We start from the raw sequence: 17,373 nt of genomic DNA on the forward strand, positions 1-17,373 counted from the left end.
GTGATAGCCTCTATTTTGGATGTAGAATCCCCCGGGCCATTGGTAGCGCCCATTCAGGGTGGTCATTGGTTTTGGTAATTTCCGGTGTAACTTTGGTCGGTGGCACCGGACGTACAGCCCGCTTCGGCGGGTTTACGTTAGCCCTCGTGAGCCATCTGGTCGTGAGAGGCGCAACGTTCAGAGCAATACTCTTTTTCTTTCCGTGCGAGCTGGTTCCCCTGGAGATATAACAGGGTGCTTACTACTGGTTTTCCCTCGATTGCTTTACGGCAATAACCGCATTTCTTCTGCATTCTTCCCCCTACATATGTACCGTGAACCCGGCCGGATGCTCGTCCAGTACACCTTTCAGCGGATAACATTCGGCTTTCACGTGTTGCTCTTCTGCAGCTGCCTTGCAGTCATTCTCACTGTCGTAAACGCCGAGCAGGACATCCTGATTACCGCCCGTCAGCATGCTGACGGTGAGAACCAGGGCAAACATCGTGCTCATGAAGGGTCTCCTTTTTGCGCGAGCATGTAGCACACCCGGCGGATGAAAGCTGACAGCGGACTTAAACGAACAGCCTGCTGACGAACGGGTTTGCGTGCGAAATCAATCATGTAAATAACTCCCTCAGTGCGCAGAAAAGCGCGATCCAGATGAAGAGCCCAATTACTGCCGAAATGACCATGGCTCTGATGCCTTGTTTACTCATTTCAACCTCTGCCTTGTCGCCGGCCAGCGGAACGTTTAACACCTGACAACAATGCGTTTGTTGTCGATGAAGGGAAAGATACAACCATTGGTTCGATGTGTAAAGCTAAAATAGAACTTTTGGTTGCATTTTTGGGTTTTAAAAAAACACCCAGTGGGTGCCTTTTAGTTTGGGGGGAGGTGACCGATTACTTTTTCAAATCGTTCATGATGTCGAAAACATCATTCTTTAGATGGTCAATTTCATGAAGCACTGCTTTGGTGTGCAGAATCAGACGAAGCTTTTCAGCCTCTGGTAATTGGTTAAAGAGAGAAAGGAGAGTTTCTTCTTTCTCATCCAAAACCCGTGGAACACTACTTGAAGAGTTTGCATCTTCATCGTTAGGGTCCATGAAAAACCAATGCTCAGGCCTGCCTGTGGCAGCTGAAAGTCTTTTTAGACGTTCGCCACTTGCTACAGAAGCGCCATTAGCCCACTTCCGCACCGATGTGTGCGAAAGCATCACGCGCCGAGAAAGGTCGGCCATCGTCCAGCCGTTTTCATCCATTACTTGCTGGATGCGTTTGGCAAACACTGGGTGAGAGTTTTTATTCATTTTTCCATTTTACAACCAATGGTTTCGCAATTCAGTAGAACTATTGGTTTGATTTTTGTTGGAACCTAAAGTTTTAAATGTTATTCTCCAGCCACAATCACTTGAAACTGGAAAACCTCGATGGACAAACAAACCAAAGAAAAAATTAGTAATCGCATGTCCCAGGTAGGCATTGGCGAAAAACTCGGTGTGTCTTCTCAGGCAGTAGGTAAGTGGCTGAGGAAAGGGAACATTCCACCAAGGCGCGTTATTCCTCTTTGCCAGATCCTTGACTGGGAAGTAACTCCTCATGAGGTAGACCCTATGTCATACCCAAACCCGACTGATGGCCTGCCGAAATAGGGAGACGGACCATGCAAACACTATCCTTTCAACAAAATACCGGATTCAACGCCGGCGCCCTGATAAAGCGAAATCAGCTGAGAGAGTCAGATCACGACGGTATTCGCTCTGCCGTTCGCGCCTGGGCAGCAGCTGAAGGGCAGGATGTTGTCTCGGCATACATCATCGATGAGTGGCGACAACAGGGCGGCGAGGAGATCGAGTTTCCTGATGACATCAGCCGTGCCCGCCAGAAGCTTTTTCGCTACTTGGACAATCCGGCCGAGTCTGAGCGCTATCGCGAGTACGTTCGCCTTCTTACCCCGGCAATCATGACCGTTCTTCCGTTGGAGTTCCGCCATCGCCTGATGCCTCAGGACGATATTTTGTCGCGCCTGTCTTCGGCCATGAAGGAATGCGCTGAAGCAAAGCAGGCGGTGATGCTGAACGCGCCAGAGCACCAGAAACTGAAGGAAGTGAGCGAGGGTATAGCGTCGCTTTTCAGGCTAATGCCTGAGCAGACAGGAGCACTGATGACGATCGTGAGCTCAATGCTCGGCGTGATGTAAGCGGGGTATCCATGAATCACATCGAATTTATTGAGAAGAACGTCCGCGAGGAACTTCTTCGCCAAGGCTTCACGCAAGCAGTGGCTCAGGGGGGGCATACCTGGCGGTCGATATGTACAAGCGGATGTCACAGGCAAGCCGCAAAGGGGGAATGTTTGACGATGTTATGCGACACGCAAAGTTATGGGCTGAGAAGCAGACCAGCGCAGCTGAACGTCGGGAAGCAAAGCGCAAAGTGCGAAAGGGCGGCGACCAGGCTGGGTTGTTCTGAAAGGGTGAAGACTGTTGTGCGCCAACACAGCCAGTCTTCGGGTGAATTAATTGGGTCAATTCACGGGATGAAGTATGTCAAATACCGCTGAAGTTATCAATTTTCCAATCAAAACCGAACTAACGGGAGGTCGCATGGCCGACCTGTCCAACGGCTACACCAGAATCGCCAATGAGATACAGAAACTCAAGCCGCGGCTGCGTATGTCCGGGCGCGAGTGGCAGTGTCTTGAGGCTGTTATCTGGCTTACCTACGGATGGAACAAAAAACAGGATCGGGTGACAAATACCGTCATTTCTGAGTTAACCGGGTTGAGTGATTCTCATGTTTCAGATGCGATAAAGCTACTCGCAGCACGGGGAATTATTTTTAGTCACAAGCATGGTGTGATGAAAACTGTCGGTATAAATACTGAGCTATCCGCCTGGATTTTGGACAAACCGAAAACGGGAAAACTCTTCCCGAAAACGGGAATTTCCTTCCCGGAATCGGGAAAAACCTTCCCGGAAACGGTAGACACCCAAGACTATAACAAAAACAATATTAAAAGATCTTCGTCTCGGAATTCTAAAGAATCCCGAAACGAGGAAACTTTGAAGTTTCTCTCTCGTCATCCAGAAGCGGCCGATGGGATTTATACCCCTGCAGGTAAATCCTGGGGAACAGCTGACGACCTCAAAGCCGCACGATGGATTTTCGATAAAGCTCTCACCGTGAATGCCTCCCTCTCAGAGCCGAACTGGGTTGAATGGGCGAATGCCATCCGCCTGATGCGCCTGCAGGACAAGCGCACGCACTATGAAATCTGCGAACTGTTCAAGTGGGCAAATGAGGACGGTTTCTGGCAGGGAAACATCCTCTGCCCCTCAAAACTACGTAAGAAGTGGGACCAACTCACAACTCAACGCCTGCGCAGCCATGGTCCATCAAAAACCACATCAGGCGCCAGTGCGCTGGACAATACCGACTGGATCGACGGGGTACTCGAATGAAATCAATCGCTGAAACCATGCACAACTTCGACCGGGAAAATTTCCAGCGTGTGGCTGCCGGGCTTCCTGAAATGCAGGACGAGCATGCAGTAAAGCGCCAGGCGGCCAAGACTGCGGAGATCTTCAACGAGCTGTTCCGCCAACTGCTTGCCGTATTCCCTGTGCTGGCCAACAAATCTGTGGAAGACCTTAACGAGATGCGTCGCCAGTGGCTGTTGGCGTTCAAAGAGAACGGGATCACCACAGTTGAGCAGATTAACGCAGGGATGCGGGTTGCGCGCAAACAGGAAAAACCATTCATGCCATCACCGGGACAGTTCGTCGCCTGGTGTCGTTCTGAGGAGGCGGTAACTGTAGGCCTGCCAGATGCGAGTGAGCTGGTTGAAATGGTTTACCAGTATTGCCGCACCCGCGGCCAGTATCCAGACGCTGAGTCGTACCCATGGCCTGAGCACAAAATCGAACCGTTAACGCTGAAACACAAAGCCTGCTACTGGATGGTTACTGGTTTGTACGCAGACATGCGCGCAAACGGCCTCAGCGACATTGAGCTGCGATGTAAGGCGCAGGATGAGCTGCTGCGTATGGTGCGTCGTTTAAGCGTAGGAGAAGCGATTCCAGAGCCGGTTAAGCAGATTCCAAAACTTGGTGGCCGGCCATTAAGTCAGGAGCAGGGGTTAAACAAAATCGCAGAAATTCGGGCGAAATTTGGACTGGGGAGAGGGCGGTCATGAAAAAGAACTCTGGCAAACAAGCCGTTATTAACTTCATCGGCCTGCATCCTGGATGCAGCTTTCAGGATATCCGCCGCGGCACCGGTCTTGATTCTGCAGTGGTCAATTCCTCCCTTTGGCAGATGAACCGTGACGGCCAGGTTAAGCGTGAGGGTGAGTGCAGGAGCTATCGCTACACCCTGATCGACACGACAGCCGTAACCGAAAGCGATCCGTCTGATCAGTATCGCCAGCGTCCTGGCGGCGTAAACCCAATGACCAACCTGTTCAACCAGTGCCTGACTGGGGTAAGTAACTGATTTTTATCAAATTATTACAAATTATAACGCTAAAGCTCCAGAGCAAATATGGCTGGGAACTTGAAACAGTTTTCGATCCTATATTTCATGCTGCAGAGGACATAGTAAGCATGACTCCGAATGGCATTTTAACTCTGAAAATGTCCTCTGGTGAGCATTTCGACGGTAAAGAGACAGCTGAAGAAATTATCGACTTGATTAACTGCCACCCATCTGATGGCAAAATCAGTTTTTGGTCAAATCTAGGAAAATCATCATGAGCGAACACATAGCAGCAATGGAAACCATCGAGATATGTTTCTAGCTTTCAGACTGCCCCACTGGCTTAGGTCTGTGGGAAAGGGTGAGGCAACTATCGGGCAGAATCGTCTTCCGAAGGGATCTGCCCAACTCTTGTAGTAACCCAATATGACGGTTGTATTCTTCTTGTGCTTATAAGGGTACAAAACCAAGAAAAAGTTGTATAAAAGTATCTTTTGTTAGATTACACTCTCGTGATTGGGCTTTTTTTGTCATTTTTTGGCTGTAAAATCACGTTTTAGAGGATTGTGTCATGATAGTTTCCTTAAAAGTTGAGAACTTTAGGTCGATCAAAGAAGAGGTTAACTTTGACTTGCGAAGTTCAACAAGTAACCACTTAAGCAATAATTTACTTGTGCTCCCCAAAAGCAATGAGCGGGTTGTTCGTACCGTTGGAATTTATGGTCCCAATGCTTCAGGGAAGTCAAATCTTCTAAAGGTATTTTCTGCATTAAATTATCTTGTTGAGGATAGCTTTTCATTGAAAGAGGGTGAGGATATCCCTTGTTTTGAACCATATTCTCTTTGTCAAACAACAATCTCAAAGCCAGTTAAGTTTGAAATTGACTTTGTGGTTAATGATTTAAAATATAAATATAAAATACATTATCTTCAAAAAGAAATTATATTGGAGAGTTTAGATTGTTTTTACTCCAAGCAATCTTCGAATTTGTTCTATCGTGTGAATAATGGTTGGGAAAACATTAAGTTTGGGGCGCAATTCAAGGGTGGAGTAAAGAAAATTCCATTTTCTAAAAATAACTCATATCTATCGAAGATCGGCACCGTTGCTGAGGCTCCCGAAATCGCTAAGGTAGTATATGAGTATTTTTCGCAGTTAATTTGTCCTATTGGAATGGATTCTAGTTTCAATGTACTTCATCTTGAGGATGAGAAATTTAGAGACATACTTATTCGTTTTGCCGGTGACTTCTTATCATTGGTAGATACGGGTATAAACAAATTAAGGATTGTTGAAAATAAAGAGTTGGATATTAAGCTACCTGATGAAATGCCAGAAGAAATGAAGCGTAGAATTTTGGCGGAAAATCGATTTAGCTTTAAGTTTGAGCATGACATGGAAGGCGGGGAATGTGCTGATATAGATATTGAAAATGAATCAGCAGGGACCCGTAGGTTATTTGAATTAACCCCTGCACTCCTTTCTGGTTTTTTTATAAATCGTGTATTAATTATTGACGAAATCGACCACAGCATGCATCCACACTTGGCTGCACTTTTAATCCGACTGTTTAACGATAGTGAAGTCAATAAAGTAGGTTCTCAACTCATATTTACTACTCATAACATTGAGTTGATGAAATCAGAAAATATGAGAAGAGATCAGATTTGGTTTACTGAAAAGAAAAAAGGTGTAACCGAAGTTTATAGTTTAGATGAGTTTGATAAAGAAAAGGTTAAGGCAAATTCACCTTTTAATAAGTGGTATGATGAAGGGCGCTTTGGAGGTGTTCCACTTATTAACTATATGAAAATAAAGGATTTCTTTATTTCTTTGACAGATGAAAAGTCTGAAGATACTGATTTAACAGTATTTGGTGACATCGATGATATTCCTGAAGATTTAAGGTGATGGATCATGGCAAAAAACGTGAGAAAATTAGAAAAAAGAATGCATATTTTTTGCGAAGGTACAAAAACAGAACCTCTGTACTTGCAGGGTTATATTGATGAATTTGCTAGTGAGAAAGCAAAGGTTATACATATACCGGATATAAAATATAACACACCAATAGCCTTGGTAAATGCTGCAATTAAGCACAAGGAAAGTGGTTATACCTCTGGTGATGATGAGTTTTGGGTTGTATATGATAGAGAGGCTGTCTCTAAATACCCGCATGCATTACACCATGAAGCATGGGATTTAGCCCTTGCAAACAATATTAATATTGCGTTGTCAAATATTTGTTTTGAATTGTGGGTTTTGCAACATTTTGCATTTAAAAATACGCCTTACTCAAGTTTTGATGATCTAAAGAAGCACTCTACTTTGAAAAAAGATTTACTATCAGTGGGTATAAAGGATTATAATAAAGCCGATGCTACATTGTATAAGAAAATTAGGCTTGGCATTCCTAACGCCAGACAACGAGCAAAGGCACTTAATAAACAAAGTTTAAATGCAGCCCCCCCTCATTCTAATAGGCCATTTCTTCTTGGGTGTTACACGAATGTGAATGAGTTGCTTGATGCTATAGATTCATTTGAGCCGTAATTTTTTCATTATATAAAAGCCTCAATGTTTGAATTGAGGCTTATTATAAATATAGTAATATAACATTTATCTTGCCACTTCCGGTAGACCTTACAAAATGTTTGAATATGCCGATGACAGCGGAGCGGGTAGCTAGATAATAGCCAGAGAATATGTGCGATTACTCGATGGAGCGCGTCCGCTACTACCGCGAGCAGAGCATGCAGTCACCCCGCGTATCTGATCCGTGCTATCTCGAAATGGAAGAGGCTAACAAAAAGTAGGAGGTATTATGGACGCGTGGATTGGATCAATGATCGGAGGGGTTGCCGGTGCTGTTATAGGCCATGCTACGAACCACTTTGTCGGGTGGTATAAAGAAAATAAGCAGTCTTCACCAGAAAGGAAGTTTATATGCACTGAGCTTATATTTCTCCTCGAGGATTATGCAAATAAATGTGCAGAAATAGCGAATGACTATGGTGAGTATACTGGTGACCAGGGGGAAGCTCAGCCGACTACCTCGCCTCCAGAGCTACTTGACTACTCTTCGATTAAGGGAAACTGGAGGTCACTTAGCTCCGACATTATGTACCGGGTATGTAGCTTGCCAGCGGAACAGAAAGGCGCACGGAAAAAGCTTTCAGTATCATGGGAGTTAGAGGCGTATCCTCCTGATTACAAAGACTATTTTGAAGAACGTCAGTATCAATATTCTCTTCTTGGCCTTAAGGCAGCATACATCGCGGAAGATGTAAGAAAGCAAAATAGGTTCCCTGATAGTGATTTATGGGATTATGTGATTCCCACGATGGAGAAGAAGGTCAAATCTTACGGGAAAAAACCCCTAAGAAGAAGTGATAATTAGCTTTGATTTTACAGTGGTGACCAGCCATAATTACCTCGTCAGCCTGAGCAACTGACGACTTACTTCCGGCGCCAAGTGGGGACACATGGCGCACAAAGTAAAAAACATCCGGATTAAATATTTGCATGCAATAACCCTTCTGATCGTGATGATTGTTCAGGTTGTTGTAGTAAATGCAGTATTTGTCTGCGTGGGGCTTGGGCTTCTGGGACTATCTGATGATGCCCTGACGATTTTCGCGGGATGCTCAATGTCTAATATCTGTGGTCTTGTTTACTGCGTTATCCAATCCGTTTTCCGAGCAAAAAAATGAAAAGCCCTCTCTGCGGAGAGGGCTTTTTTATTGTTGATTAAAATGAAAATCTACGCGGATCGGGGTTCTCACGGCGGAACATAATTGACATGTATTTCTGCAGTGTGAAGTGCGCTAAAGACAAGCAGGTTGCCGCTGCGGAAATGCCGTTCCGTCCCCGTTCGCTGAGGCGCTGGTTAGGGCTAATTTACCTGATATGTGGCTGAAAAAAGACATTGCAGCATGATAAAACCCGCTTCAGCGGGTTTTTTATTATGGAAAAACATCAATCTAAACATAAGCATGGTGTTGGCAAAAAGTGCTGCAGAGGGGTTGAACATTTCATGCAACCGGTATACTGTTTATTTATACAGTGTCTCTGTGGGGTGCTAACCATGAAAGTTGAAGTTACAATTGATAAACATAAAAAACTCCCTGATGGCGCAATACCAGCACTTGAGCAAGAATTGCTGCGCCGTTTGTCCCAATCTTATGATGACTGCAAATTAACCATTAGACGCACAAGCAACGATGGCCTTAGAGTTTTGGGCGGCGCTGATGGCGATAAAAAACACGTTGAGCAAATTCTGCAAGAGACATGGGAAAGCGCAGACGACTGGTTTTATTAGTTTAATTGTGATGGTGGCGGCTCTTATCCCAGAGCATCGCATACGCGTTTCCCTTGATGCTGCTACCCGTTTTTTATGAGTGCGTCTGTATGTCGCTCAGGGGGTAATGTGACAGATGGTATTGACCCAAATCAGCAGGGGAATGTGTGGGCCACCATTACGGACGGATCCGGACATGTGTTGTGCTCATTCCGATTAGCTTTGAATGACAGAATCCTTTTATCGAATATTAATAGTGAAGTATCGGTTAGGAAAATTGCTAAAGATGAACACCTCTGGACAAGAAAATCATTAGTGGAGGTTATTAAGGAAATGAGCTCTAAAAATTGACTCTTAACAGTTAGCAACATCATACTTGCAGTGCTGGTCTGAACAACCAGCCACCTGACAGTAATGCGCCACCGGAGAACGTGATGGCGCAGCTTCACTTAATAAAACAATCTCAAGGTATCCTGATCCCCGCGACGCCGGAGACCAGTGATTTTCTGCAATCAAAATGCAAGCTCGGCTCCGTTCTGGAAGCCGATTATAAGCTTGTCCGTAATCCGGCGTTTCACCGCCGTTACTTTGCTTTACTCAATCTCGGTTTTGAATATTGGGAACCTACCGGCGGGGCGATTTCGTCTAATGAGCGCAGGCTTATCACAGGTTACGCCAAATACCTTGCTGCATATGGCGGGAGTGAATCGGCGTTACTTGATGCCGCCGGGCAATATCTCGACCGTATAGCCGAGAAGCGATCCGGTTCAATCAGTATTTGCAAATCTTTCGATGCTTACCGGGCGTGGGTCATCGTAGAAGCAGGCCACTATGACGCCATACAGCTGCCGGACGGTACGCTGAAAAAACACCCTCGCAGCATTTCTTTCGCCAGCATGGACGAATGCGAATTCCAGGAACTGTACAAAGCATCGCTCGATGTTCTCTGGCGATGGATCCTCTCTCGTTCGTTCAACAGCCTGCAGGAAGCTGAGAACGCCGCCAACCAGCTTTTAAGTTTCGCGGGGTGATGCCGATGAAACGCTCATGGTTTCACCATCACGAATGCACAACGCAGCAGGCCGAAGAATTGGTAGCGAGATATCGTCAGCGGGGCGTTAAGGTCGAACGAAGCTTAAACCCTGACTTTATGACATGGACCGTCAGCGCGCAGCTGGTGGAGGACAAAAATCCGCCGCGGGCAGACTCTCGCTGGCGTAACAGGATGTGGGAGTGAGTATGGCGAACCTTCGCAAAGCGGCCCGAGGCCGCAAATGCACAGTACGTATTCCCGGGTACTGCAATGGCAATCCGGAAACCAGCGTACTGGCGCATTACCGCCTGGCGGGTACCTGCGGAACTGGATGCAAGCCTGATGATATCCAGGGAGCGATAGCCTGCAGTGCTTGCCACGATCTCATTGATGGCAGAACGAAAACCACCGATTACACCCGCGACGAACTGCGTCTGATGCATGCCGAAGGCGTGCTCAGAACTTTGGCTATATGGAAAAAAGAGGGGTTACTGAAAGCATGAAACTCGAAGGATCCTTAAAACATTTCAGCCCTCAGGGTATGCACATCAGCGACGATGTGAAAAGCACATCACCTGATCGTCTCAACGGTACGGATGTTATGGCTGGTATTGGGGTGACAAGCAGCAGGGCAAGGTTCGGACTGGCAGCGTTCTTTGGAAAGACTGGCATCAGCAAGACAGATGAGCAGTTGGCCGTCCAGGCGCTAGCGCGGTATGCGATTGAAACCGCACCGAAGAACGTACGCAAAACCGCGGGTAAAGAGCTGGGGCACTGCTGCCTGATTTTGGCGAAGTTTGCTTTTGCGGAGTATTCCCGCTCCGCGGAAACAACGGGAGCCTGCAGGGTATGCAATGGCACCGGGAAAATTGAAACAACCACTACGGAACGCAAAGTCTCTAACCCGTGGGGCAAAGCTCCATATTGGGCGAAAAAATCCCGTGCTGTCCGTCCTTCCGACTGGGATAAGTGGACTGAAGTAACAGCCATCATAAGCGCTAAGTGTGAAGCCTGTGACGGTAAGGGGAAAATTAACGCTCGCTGCCGCTGTGGTGGTTCTGGCCGGGTTCTGGACCGCAAAGCGACAAGAGAGCAGGGAGCACCGGTATATAAAATCTGTGAGCGCTGTTCGGGGAATGGCTTTTCAACGATGCCGTCTACGGCTGCTTATAAAGCGATTCTGACGCTTGTCCCAGACCTGCACATCCGAACATGGACACGCAACTGGAAACCTTTCTGCGATGCGCTGGTGGACCTATGCTGGAGGGAAGAGAAGAGGGCAGATAAAGAGTTTCAACGAGCAACAGCTGATTGAGTAAATGGGCACATTATTTTGCATTTTAAGTGCAAGGTGCTTGATTTTGTCCGAAGTTGTCGTGTATATTTTAAATCGTGGAATAAAACGCCTGAACGAAAACATTCATATAAACCCTGCTACTGCAGGGTTTTATGTTTTTGAAAACAAATGCCTGAAATCGGCTATAAAGTGTGATCTGAATCAAAATGTCATGCGCCAAACTTAAGGAATATTAAGGAACTGTAAATATTCTTTATAAGTGATGGCTTTATGGCGTTAAAAGATATTTTTGTGCGAACCGAACCTCGCAGACGGCATTATGGTGTTGCATTGTTTATCGGGCTTATTTCTGGGGTGGTTTCAGCATTTGTAAAATGGGGTGCTGAAGTACCATTACCACCGCGTAGTCCTGTCGATATGTTTACCAGTGCCTGTGGACCAGAGTCATTAATTCGAGTTGCCGGGCAGATTGATTGCTCCAGAAACTTCCTTAACCCTCCTTATATTTTTCTGCGTGATTGGTTAGGGCTGGTCGATCCAAATGCGGCTGTCTATACCTTCGCCGGACATGTGTTTAACTGGGTAGGCGTAACACATATCATATTCTCCATCGTGTTCGCGGTTGGGTATTGTGTAGTTGCAGAGGTGTTTCCAAAAATCAAGCTGTGGCAGGGTTTGCTTGCAGGTGCACTCGCACAACTGTTTGTCCATATGATTTCGTTTCCGCTTATGGGCCTAACCCCTCCGTTGATTGAGCTTCCATGGTATGAAAACGTTTCTGAAATATTTGGTCACCTGGTGTGGTTCTGGTCAATTGAGATAATTCGCCGGGATCTGAGAAACAGAATTACGCACGAACCGGATGCTGAAGTTTCTCTGAATTCAGCATTCAGATAATCTAAGCTGCAAAGTCAGAAACCCGCATAAAATGCGGGTTTTTTATGCCTGTGATTAGTCGCTCTTCGATAGCAATGTATGCAGAGTGTATTGACGCTAGCTATGTTTACAGCATAACGTATTGATGTGGTGAATCCCCCTATGCGGAGGGGCGACCAGTCAGTTACAGAAACCTGTAAATGCAGCGCGGGCCATGCCGGCTGGGGCATGCTCACCGGGAGGCACCCGGCACCACACTGCCACATAACATATTTAAGATTTATGGAAGGTTTACTTCTGCGGTTGCCTGTCTATGTTTATAGAACGTAACGGCAAAAGTGAATGCTTCCTGGTAAATCGGTAGCTCGGACTATTAGGAGTGCCTTCGTTTCGTTACTACCTAGAATGCCTACTTTCTGCCCGTTCCTCTGAGCGGGCTTTTTTTCGCCATGAATAAGTCTCCTCGGAAAGCTGAGGTACAAATCATTTGAGGCTGCGCTTATGCGTGGCCTTTTCTTTTTCCCCTCAATTCTGAGAGGACTCACAGCAATAAGAGGGGGCTTAATGTCCGATCCTTTAACTGGTACCGGCCTGATTTTTGGCGGCGGTTTAATTGGTTCCGTCGTATATGGCGTTATCACCCACACCGATTTTGGTGTGGTATTTGGGGCTTTTGGCGGCGCGGTGTTTTATGTGGCAACGACCGCAAACCTGACACGTGGAAGGCAAATAGCTTACTTCATGACGTCGTTTATTGTCGGTGTTCTGGCTGCCGGATTATTAGGCTCAAAATTTACTACCTGGACAGGCTATACAGATCGTCCGCTTGATGCGCTCGGTGCGGTGGTGGCATCTGCTGTCACCATCAAGGTCCTGACTTTCATTAACAGCCAGGACTTGAGCAGCCTGTTCGGATTACTTTCCCGATTAAGGGGAGGAGGTTCGAATGGTAATAAATGACCCGGCAGCGCTGGCCAATGCGGTGATATGTGCCGTTATTGTCTGCGCTTTGATGTTTTATCAACGTCGCGGTGCCAGGCATCGCCCTGGTATCTCCATCATTGCTTACTTGCTTGTACTGATTTACGCGAGCATACCTTTCCAATTTATCTTCGGTCTTTACGTACAGTCCCACTGGCTGGTGGTAATGGCAAACGTGATGATATGCGCCGCCGTGCTATGGGCTCGGGGTAACGTGGCGCGTCTGGTCGATACACTGAGGCACTAATGAATCAAACACAATTCCAGAAAGCGGCTGGCATCAGCGCCGGGTTAGCTGCGCGCTGGTTTCCGCATATTACAGCCGCGATGAAAGAGTTTGGCATCACTTCCGCTATCGACCAGGCAATGTTCATTGCCCAGGTAGGGCATGAAAGCACGGGATTTACCCAGCTTGTTGAGAGCTTCAATTATAGCGTGGCTGGCTTGAATAATTTTGTCCGCGCCGGGCGGCTGACGCAGGGTCAGGCTAATTCGCTCGGCCGCCGGCAGGGTGAACCATCGTTGCCACTGGAGAGGCAACGAGCGATCGCCAATCTGGTGTACAGCAAACGCATGGGGAATAACGGGGCAACAGACGGCTGGTTTTACCGCGGGCGCGGGCTCATCCAGACCACCGGCCTGAACAATTACCGCGAATGCGGGAATGCTTTGAAGATTGATCTGGTTAAACAGCCTGAATTGCTGGCACAGGATGAGTATGCGGCGCGCAGTGCTGCCTGGTTCTATACCTCACGCGGCTGTTTGCGTTATCCCGGTGACCTTACACGCGTCAATCAGATTATCAACGGCGGACAGAACGGCATTGATGACCGTAAAGCCCGCTATCTCCTGGCAAAAAGTATTCTTGTTTGAGGGAAATATGAACTATCTCATTAATCGACTGAAAGAGCCGTCAACCTGGCGCGGCATCATCCTGGTCATTGCCGGTGTCTTCGGCTATCAGATGCCTCCGGGCATTCAGGAAACCGTCATCGCTGGCGGCGTAGCGCTGGCTGGCGTTGTTGGTGCGGTGATGCCGGACAGCGTTAAGAAGTAACCTGGCCAGAAACCAGCAGGCCTACAGAAAGCCGCTTTCCTTCAGTTTTTTAGCCAATAAGTAATTGGTGATTACTCCAAGAGAAACCCCAACAATCCACGGCACAGCTGAATTAAGCATTAGCGAGTTGTTCACATTAATGCTGGCGGTGATGCAGGCATAGGTATTTGTAAAAGCAAACCATGTAAATAGTATCTGTTTCATTTGGTTATCTCCATGCTTTCCTTCCCAACAATATCCACCTACGAGCTAGTAAAAGCAAACCAGGTACAACCGAAAGGGCTACGAAATGAGTGAAGCAAAACCGCAGGACGGCAGCACTGTAAAAGGCTACCGCACATTAACCGCTGGCGACATTGAGCGGATGAACCGCCTCAAAGGTGTCAGCCGGCATTTTTGCAGTCTGCTCGATACTGAGCGAGAGGTTACAACGGCTGAAGTTGTCGAGCGTGGTAGTCAGGCCGAAACCGAGAGAGCAGAGGCTTTGCGCTGCATGGCTATCGCGCGCACCAAAATGCAGGAAGCCTGTATGTGGGCATGTCGTGCAATAGCAAGGCCTGATAGCGATTGTTGATGCCGTGACATGTCACAACAAGCCCACCGATACGTTGGCTTTTTTTTTCATCCTATTTGATATCATCACCAATAATAACAATCAGGGTGAGATGACAATGAAACAGAAAATTACAGATGCATTTGTTAATTTTACGCATAGCTGGAACGACGTGCTTCACGCTTCCATTGAAAGGAAAATCTCAGACGGTTACGACCTGGCATATCCTAATAAGAATGATTTTGAACACCGCGAGTCCACTACAAAAGCCATGCGAGAGTTTTACTACCAGCGGATGATGAATACGGCCTCGTTGCTGCTCACTGGTGTGTCACTACTGGTGGCATTGGTTGCACTGATCGTTGCGATAGTGGCCATTAAATATTCTTAGGCCCATGGGTCGTACTCGCTGATCACGTTGGGCTGCTTACCGCGGGCAGTAGGAAAGTCTGAGCGTTTCGTCACCCGATATGCGAACGCCAAACGCGTACTGGTTATTAGCGGCGATGATGTGACATGAACTCAAGGGCACGGGCGCAGAGCACTGCGAGAGTGTGGTTGTGTAATCAGGTCATGGATCTTGCGTATAGACGTTCTCTGCGACACCAGGGTGACTTAGGCCTTCTTACTGGAAGGCGGTAGTTAGAAAGCAGGGATAGTGCCGGTTGACTACCCCTTTTGTGCAGAATTGGGTAAAAGTTAATACCTTTTTTTAAAAGTATTTTTATATTTACTCGTTTCTCGCAAGTATGAAACCAGTGAACCCACTGCAACTAAAAGAAGAACTACAGCTAACGCTATCATCAGTATGGTTATCATGTGAGTTAACCCTCCTAAGGACCATGGATATTATGGTTCGCATGAGGGGTAGTGTGGGATTTAAGTGAGAAAATTCCTAACTGGAATTTTTTCTTAATTTGAAACCTGATATGAAACTTTATTGTTGGTTTTGTAATGATTCAATATGAAATGATTAATTATTGTCTGCCAGGATATACAGTTTTCCGAAAGAGGTGTTTTTACTGGTTACATCGGATTGACTATGCACTTATCGCATAGCTAATGTAGATGCGTGGTGAATCCCCCTGTGCGGTGGGGCGACCAGCCAGGTTTTCTCTTTGAGCACACACGCAGGTCTGTTGGCTGGGGCAGACTTACCGGGAGGCACCCGGCACCACAACATACTGCATAACCCCATAAAGGCCTTCCATTACGGTAGGCCTTTTATCTTCTGGTTGTATCTAATACTGTGGGCAGGTCAGCTGGCTTATGCAGGACAGATTATTTTTTCTTGTTGAATGCCGCTTCTGGTGTGCTTATATTCTACCTAAAAATGGGTAGGTGTGTTGTGATTAGAAAATGCTATGCAAGAATGTCTGACCCAGCATCGAATGACAAGCTGACACTGGAAATGCTTGTAACTGACGGTGGGCGTAAGATTTTTATCTGGGATTTTGATAAAGGGGTTGCAATTTTCTCTGAGGGTATAACAGGTAAGCAGTCTAAATACATAGTACAAGGTGAAAAGCATGCAGGGCATATCAATCTTATCAGAGATAACACGATTGAGCGCACTATTTATGGGGTTAAGGAGCTAACCTGTGGAAATGGTGATTCCGGTAAATCCTCTCCTGTGTTTTGCTCATTGTGCGAGGGGCAGATACTCATAATCGAATGCCAAAAGGCTTTTATAAGAAAACCATTAAGGCTTGATGAACTCACCTTTGAATAGAACTACCTACGATACATTCCTCATATGATCGAAGGATATAACATCTCTCAGGTATCCTGCTTCTGGATGCCGGGAACGTGTACCGCTGGTGGGCTGGATTCTTGGAGCCTTTGCCCAGCAGTTTCAGGTGATAAAAAAACCCGTGGAGTAAATCCGACAAATTGACGGGGCGCTGCAGAGGCAGTCAATGTCGGAGTTTAGTCAGATTTCGAGGTGTTTTTCTACTGGTTTTGAGAAAAAATGGATGGTCTGACACTACAGGAAGTGGCTCATCCCTGAGCTCACGGGTAGAACAGTAGACTTTGTCATGGCAGAGCAAAGTCATAAGTAAGTGTAGAATGTGTTTCTGATTTAACAAGCTTAGTGAGTGTATGCTTCATGGATTGTACGTCTGTAACTTTCATAATATTTCTACCATTTCAAAATTAAGACATTAGGTAAAACCTTAGGGAATTTAGAGGGTAAGAGAAGCTGTGAACAAAAAAATCTCCTCGCGAAGCAATGTTTTTCACTTTAACGAAATATATTGTTTGCAATGTGGGTTTTTTAGTTCATCATACATGCTACATTGAGTTCTTATAAAATGAGCTGCTAATTATGACTGAGTGCAAACTTCCACAACTTCCAGAGTATTATCGATATGGTACTGAACAAATTAACAAGTTGCCTGGGAGTGGGGATGTTTTTCCTCCTGCGGGTAGTATAATAAAGTCAGTAAGTTTAAATGAAGGTGTATTTGTTTGTGTTCCGGTGCAGCGTTATATACACGGGTTGAATATTTGGGTTGTAGTTGAATCTTCTTGGTAATGATTTTTGTTTGGCAAGAGTGATTTTTCGTTAGTTTGATGGTTTCTATTTATTATAAATTCGCTGTTGGAATTTAAAATTGGCATCATTGCAATGCTTTCAAACACCGTAGAAGGATTATGATGCTAGTGCAAAATAATATTTATAATAATTCGGAGTCATATGCTATTCTTTTGTTTAGTATGTGGCCTGTCCTTATTGTACTTCTTGTCGTGATATCTTGCGCCTTTTACGGTGTATTGATGCATAAAACTGCAATTTGTTGTTTTCTGTCA

At 46.2% G+C, this 17,373-nt stretch carries 26 protein-coding genes and 1 pseudogene; 21 read left to right on the plus strand and 6 right to left on the minus strand.

All coding sequences use genetic code 11. From position 1 onward, the window contains the following. Positions 1–137: 137 nt before the first annotated feature. From ACLEXF_RS01525 to ACLEXF_RS01540, 4 genes and pseudogenes are all read right to left on the minus strand, one after another. Positions 138–293 carry a YdaE family protein gene (locus tag ACLEXF_RS01525; protein ID WP_023282477.1) on the minus strand — a complete coding sequence of 52 codons (156 nt, stop codon included), beginning with the start codon at positions 291–293 and terminating at the stop codon, positions 138–140. A gap of 8 nt (positions 294–301) precedes the next feature. Next, positions 302–493 (minus strand): YebW family protein, encoded by a 192-nt coding sequence (locus ACLEXF_RS01530; protein ID WP_423265701.1) that lies wholly within the window; start codon positions 491–493, stop codon positions 302–304. Positions 494–736: 243 nt separating this feature from the next. Continuing rightward, positions 737–808 (minus strand): annotated as a pseudogene (locus ACLEXF_RS01535) (hypothetical protein); the annotation flags it as partial. Positions 809–885: 77 nt separating this feature from the next. Continuing rightward, positions 886–1,293 (minus strand): helix-turn-helix domain-containing protein, encoded by a 408-nt coding sequence (locus ACLEXF_RS01540; RefSeq protein ID WP_040088831.1) that lies wholly within the window; start codon positions 1,291–1,293, stop codon positions 886–888. Between the two features lie 120 nt (positions 1,294–1,413). Between ACLEXF_RS01540 and ACLEXF_RS01545 the strand changes: the two genes are divergently transcribed. The 18 genes from ACLEXF_RS01545 (at position 1,414) to ACLEXF_RS01630 (ending at position 14,006) form a co-directional block, all read left to right on the plus strand. After that, entirely contained in the window at positions 1,414–1,635 is a 222-nt protein-coding gene (locus ACLEXF_RS01545; RefSeq protein WP_032712269.1) for a transcriptional regulator, read from the plus strand. Between the two features lie 11 nt (positions 1,636–1,646). Further along, positions 1,647–2,183 (plus strand): toxin YdaT domain-containing protein, encoded by a 537-nt coding sequence (locus ACLEXF_RS01550; protein ID WP_114501869.1) that lies wholly within the window; start codon positions 1,647–1,649, stop codon positions 2,181–2,183. A gap of 345 nt (positions 2,184–2,528) precedes the next feature. Next, on the plus strand, positions 2,529–3,446 hold the full coding sequence (locus ACLEXF_RS01555) for a replication protein (protein ID WP_117113979.1): 918 nt from the start codon (positions 2,529–2,531) through the stop codon (positions 3,444–3,446). Beyond that, the gene (locus tag ACLEXF_RS01560; protein WP_423265702.1) at positions 3,443–4,180 is read left to right on the plus strand and encodes a replication protein P; all 738 of its coding nucleotides are present in this window, start codon (positions 3,443–3,445) and stop codon (positions 4,178–4,180) included. The genes ACLEXF_RS01555 and ACLEXF_RS01560 overlap by 4 nt, the downstream gene beginning before the upstream one ends. After that, positions 4,177–4,479, plus strand: a complete 303-nt coding sequence (locus ACLEXF_RS01565; protein WP_348889794.1) for a helix-turn-helix domain-containing protein — start codon at positions 4,177–4,179, stop codon at positions 4,477–4,479. The genes ACLEXF_RS01560 and ACLEXF_RS01565 overlap by 4 nt, the downstream gene beginning before the upstream one ends. Positions 4,480–5,032: 553 nt before the next feature. Then, positions 5,033–6,373 carry an AAA family ATPase gene (locus ACLEXF_RS01570; protein WP_052455097.1) on the plus strand — a complete coding sequence of 447 codons (1,341 nt, stop codon included), beginning with the start codon at positions 5,033–5,035 and terminating at the stop codon, positions 6,371–6,373. Between the two features lie 6 nt (positions 6,374–6,379). Further along, a complete protein-coding gene (locus ACLEXF_RS01575) occupies positions 6,380–7,015 on the plus strand; it encodes an RloB family protein (protein ID WP_086556247.1) in 636 nt (211 codons plus the stop codon). A 271-nt stretch (positions 7,016–7,286) separates the two neighbouring features. Beyond that, positions 7,287–7,862 (plus strand): hypothetical protein, encoded by a 576-nt coding sequence (locus ACLEXF_RS01580; RefSeq protein WP_052455098.1) that lies wholly within the window; start codon positions 7,287–7,289, stop codon positions 7,860–7,862. A gap of 687 nt (positions 7,863–8,549) precedes the next feature. Continuing rightward, positions 8,550–8,783 (plus strand): DinI family protein, encoded by a 234-nt coding sequence (locus tag ACLEXF_RS01585; RefSeq protein ID WP_257707919.1) that lies wholly within the window; start codon positions 8,550–8,552, stop codon positions 8,781–8,783. 413 nt (positions 8,784–9,196) lie between these two features. Further along, entirely contained in the window at positions 9,197–9,793 is a 597-nt protein-coding gene (locus ACLEXF_RS01590) for a DUF1367 family protein (protein WP_032416152.1), read from the plus strand. Beyond that, on the plus strand, positions 9,793–9,999 hold the full coding sequence (locus tag ACLEXF_RS01595; protein ID WP_349443610.1) for a hypothetical protein: 207 nt from the start codon (positions 9,793–9,795) through the stop codon (positions 9,997–9,999). The genes ACLEXF_RS01590 and ACLEXF_RS01595 overlap by 1 nt, the downstream gene beginning before the upstream one ends. A 2-nt stretch (positions 10,000–10,001) precedes the next feature. Further along, the gene (locus ACLEXF_RS01600; protein ID WP_142485516.1) at positions 10,002–10,298 is read left to right on the plus strand and encodes a DUF1364 domain-containing protein; all 297 of its coding nucleotides are present in this window, start codon (positions 10,002–10,004) and stop codon (positions 10,296–10,298) included. Then, complete coding sequence (locus ACLEXF_RS01605; protein ID WP_371334049.1) at positions 10,295–11,110, plus strand: antitermination protein; 816 nt, start codon at positions 10,295–10,297, stop codon at positions 11,108–11,110. The genes ACLEXF_RS01600 and ACLEXF_RS01605 overlap by 4 nt, the downstream gene beginning before the upstream one ends. Before the next feature lie 252 nt (positions 11,111–11,362). Beyond that, on the plus strand, positions 11,363–11,989 hold the full coding sequence (locus ACLEXF_RS01610) for a YagU family protein (protein WP_065762164.1): 627 nt from the start codon (positions 11,363–11,365) through the stop codon (positions 11,987–11,989). A gap of 543 nt (positions 11,990–12,532) precedes the next feature. Then, entirely contained in the window at positions 12,533–12,928 is a 396-nt protein-coding gene (locus ACLEXF_RS01615; RefSeq protein ID WP_004213330.1) for a phage holin family protein, read from the plus strand. Then, complete coding sequence (locus ACLEXF_RS01620; RefSeq protein WP_012967892.1) at positions 12,915–13,196, plus strand: phage holin family protein; 282 nt, start codon at positions 12,915–12,917, stop codon at positions 13,194–13,196. Before ACLEXF_RS01615 ends, ACLEXF_RS01620 begins: the two co-directional genes overlap by 14 nt. After that, the gene (locus tag ACLEXF_RS01625) at positions 13,196–13,822 is read left to right on the plus strand and encodes a glycoside hydrolase family 19 protein (protein WP_371334050.1); all 627 of its coding nucleotides are present in this window, start codon (positions 13,196–13,198) and stop codon (positions 13,820–13,822) included. Before ACLEXF_RS01620 ends, ACLEXF_RS01625 begins: the two co-directional genes overlap by 1 nt. Positions 13,823–13,829: 7 nt before the next feature. Beyond that, a complete protein-coding gene (locus ACLEXF_RS01630; protein ID WP_012967894.1) occupies positions 13,830–14,006 on the plus strand; it encodes a hypothetical protein in 177 nt (58 codons plus the stop codon). 21 nt (positions 14,007–14,027) lie between these two features. Here the strand turns inward: ACLEXF_RS01630 and ACLEXF_RS01635 are convergent, their stop codons facing one another. Next, positions 14,028–14,210, minus strand: coding sequence for a hypothetical protein (locus ACLEXF_RS01635; protein WP_012967895.1), 183 nt, complete (start codon positions 14,208–14,210; stop codon positions 14,028–14,030). An 85-nt stretch (positions 14,211–14,295) separates the two neighbouring features. Between ACLEXF_RS01635 and ACLEXF_RS01640 the strand changes: the two genes are divergently transcribed. Both ACLEXF_RS01640 and ACLEXF_RS01645 read left to right on the plus strand, forming a co-directional pair. After that, complete coding sequence (locus ACLEXF_RS01640; protein WP_032735912.1) at positions 14,296–14,580, plus strand: DUF7681 family protein; 285 nt, start codon at positions 14,296–14,298, stop codon at positions 14,578–14,580. A gap of 97 nt (positions 14,581–14,677) precedes the next feature. Next, entirely contained in the window at positions 14,678–14,950 is a 273-nt protein-coding gene (locus ACLEXF_RS01645; RefSeq protein WP_110227683.1) for a hypothetical protein, read from the plus strand. Between the two features lie 308 nt (positions 14,951–15,258). Here the strand turns inward: ACLEXF_RS01645 and ACLEXF_RS01650 are convergent, their stop codons facing one another. After that, the gene (locus ACLEXF_RS01650; RefSeq protein WP_139015922.1) at positions 15,259–15,378 is read right to left on the minus strand and encodes a small membrane protein; all 120 of its coding nucleotides are present in this window, start codon (positions 15,376–15,378) and stop codon (positions 15,259–15,261) included. A gap of 553 nt (positions 15,379–15,931) precedes the next feature. Between ACLEXF_RS01650 and ACLEXF_RS01655 the strand changes: the two genes are divergently transcribed. Beyond that, positions 15,932–16,291: a hypothetical protein gene (locus tag ACLEXF_RS01655; protein WP_042921403.1), complete on the plus strand. Its 360-nt coding sequence runs from the start codon at positions 15,932–15,934 to the stop codon at positions 16,289–16,291. The last annotated feature ends 1,082 nt before the right edge of the window (positions 16,292–17,373 follow it).

The organism is Klebsiella pneumoniae complex sp. WS1778, assembly GCF_049472055.1.
In the GTDB taxonomy this organism is placed as follows: Bacteria; Pseudomonadota; Gammaproteobacteria; order Enterobacterales; family Enterobacteriaceae; genus Klebsiella; species Klebsiella quasipneumoniae.

Bases quoted from the DNA above. Each gene is read 5' to 3' on its own strand.
- ACLEXF_RS01525 (WP_023282477.1), bottom strand. From the start codon at position 293: ATGCAGAAGAAATGCGGTTATTGCCGTAAAGCAATCGAGGGAAAACCA.
- ACLEXF_RS01530 (WP_423265701.1), bottom strand. From the start codon at position 493: ATGAGCACGATGTTTGCCCTGGTTCTCACCGTCAGCATGCTGACGGGC.
- ACLEXF_RS01540 (WP_040088831.1), bottom strand. From the start codon at position 1,293: ATGAATAAAAACTCTCACCCAGTGTTTGCCAAACGCATCCAGCAAGTA.
- ACLEXF_RS01545 (WP_032712269.1), top strand. From the start codon at position 1,414: ATGGACAAACAAACCAAAGAAAAAATTAGTAATCGCATGTCCCAGGTA.
- ACLEXF_RS01550 (WP_114501869.1), top strand. From the start codon at position 1,647: ATGCAAACACTATCCTTTCAACAAAATACCGGATTCAACGCCGGCGCC.
- ACLEXF_RS01555 (WP_117113979.1), top strand. From the start codon at position 2,529: ATGTCAAATACCGCTGAAGTTATCAATTTTCCAATCAAAACCGAACTA.
- ACLEXF_RS01560 (WP_423265702.1), top strand. From the start codon at position 3,443: ATGAAATCAATCGCTGAAACCATGCACAACTTCGACCGGGAAAATTTC.
- ACLEXF_RS01565 (WP_348889794.1), top strand. From the start codon at position 4,177: ATGAAAAAGAACTCTGGCAAACAAGCCGTTATTAACTTCATCGGCCTG.
- ACLEXF_RS01570 (WP_052455097.1), top strand. From the start codon at position 5,033: ATGATAGTTTCCTTAAAAGTTGAGAACTTTAGGTCGATCAAAGAAGAG.
- ACLEXF_RS01575 (WP_086556247.1), top strand. From the start codon at position 6,380: ATGGCAAAAAACGTGAGAAAATTAGAAAAAAGAATGCATATTTTTTGC.
- ACLEXF_RS01580 (WP_052455098.1), top strand. From the start codon at position 7,287: ATGGACGCGTGGATTGGATCAATGATCGGAGGGGTTGCCGGTGCTGTT.
- ACLEXF_RS01585 (WP_257707919.1), top strand. From the start codon at position 8,550: ATGAAAGTTGAAGTTACAATTGATAAACATAAAAAACTCCCTGATGGC.
- ACLEXF_RS01590 (WP_032416152.1), top strand. From the start codon at position 9,197: ATGGCGCAGCTTCACTTAATAAAACAATCTCAAGGTATCCTGATCCCC.
- ACLEXF_RS01595 (WP_349443610.1), top strand. From the start codon at position 9,793: ATGCCGATGAAACGCTCATGGTTTCACCATCACGAATGCACAACGCAG.
- ACLEXF_RS01600 (WP_142485516.1), top strand. From the start codon at position 10,002: ATGGCGAACCTTCGCAAAGCGGCCCGAGGCCGCAAATGCACAGTACGT.
- ACLEXF_RS01605 (WP_371334049.1), top strand. From the start codon at position 10,295: ATGAAACTCGAAGGATCCTTAAAACATTTCAGCCCTCAGGGTATGCAC.
- ACLEXF_RS01610 (WP_065762164.1), top strand. From the start codon at position 11,363: ATGGCGTTAAAAGATATTTTTGTGCGAACCGAACCTCGCAGACGGCAT.
- ACLEXF_RS01615 (WP_004213330.1), top strand. From the start codon at position 12,533: ATGTCCGATCCTTTAACTGGTACCGGCCTGATTTTTGGCGGCGGTTTA.
- ACLEXF_RS01620 (WP_012967892.1), top strand. From the start codon at position 12,915: ATGGTAATAAATGACCCGGCAGCGCTGGCCAATGCGGTGATATGTGCC.
- ACLEXF_RS01625 (WP_371334050.1), top strand. From the start codon at position 13,196: ATGAATCAAACACAATTCCAGAAAGCGGCTGGCATCAGCGCCGGGTTA.
- ACLEXF_RS01630 (WP_012967894.1), top strand. From the start codon at position 13,830: ATGAACTATCTCATTAATCGACTGAAAGAGCCGTCAACCTGGCGCGGC.
- ACLEXF_RS01635 (WP_012967895.1), bottom strand. From the start codon at position 14,210: ATGAAACAGATACTATTTACATGGTTTGCTTTTACAAATACCTATGCC.
- ACLEXF_RS01640 (WP_032735912.1), top strand. From the start codon at position 14,296: ATGAGTGAAGCAAAACCGCAGGACGGCAGCACTGTAAAAGGCTACCGC.
- ACLEXF_RS01645 (WP_110227683.1), top strand. From the start codon at position 14,678: ATGAAACAGAAAATTACAGATGCATTTGTTAATTTTACGCATAGCTGG.
- ACLEXF_RS01650 (WP_139015922.1), bottom strand. From the start codon at position 15,378: ATGATAACCATACTGATGATAGCGTTAGCTGTAGTTCTTCTTTTAGTT.
- ACLEXF_RS01655 (WP_042921403.1), top strand. From the start codon at position 15,932: ATGTCTGACCCAGCATCGAATGACAAGCTGACACTGGAAATGCTTGTA.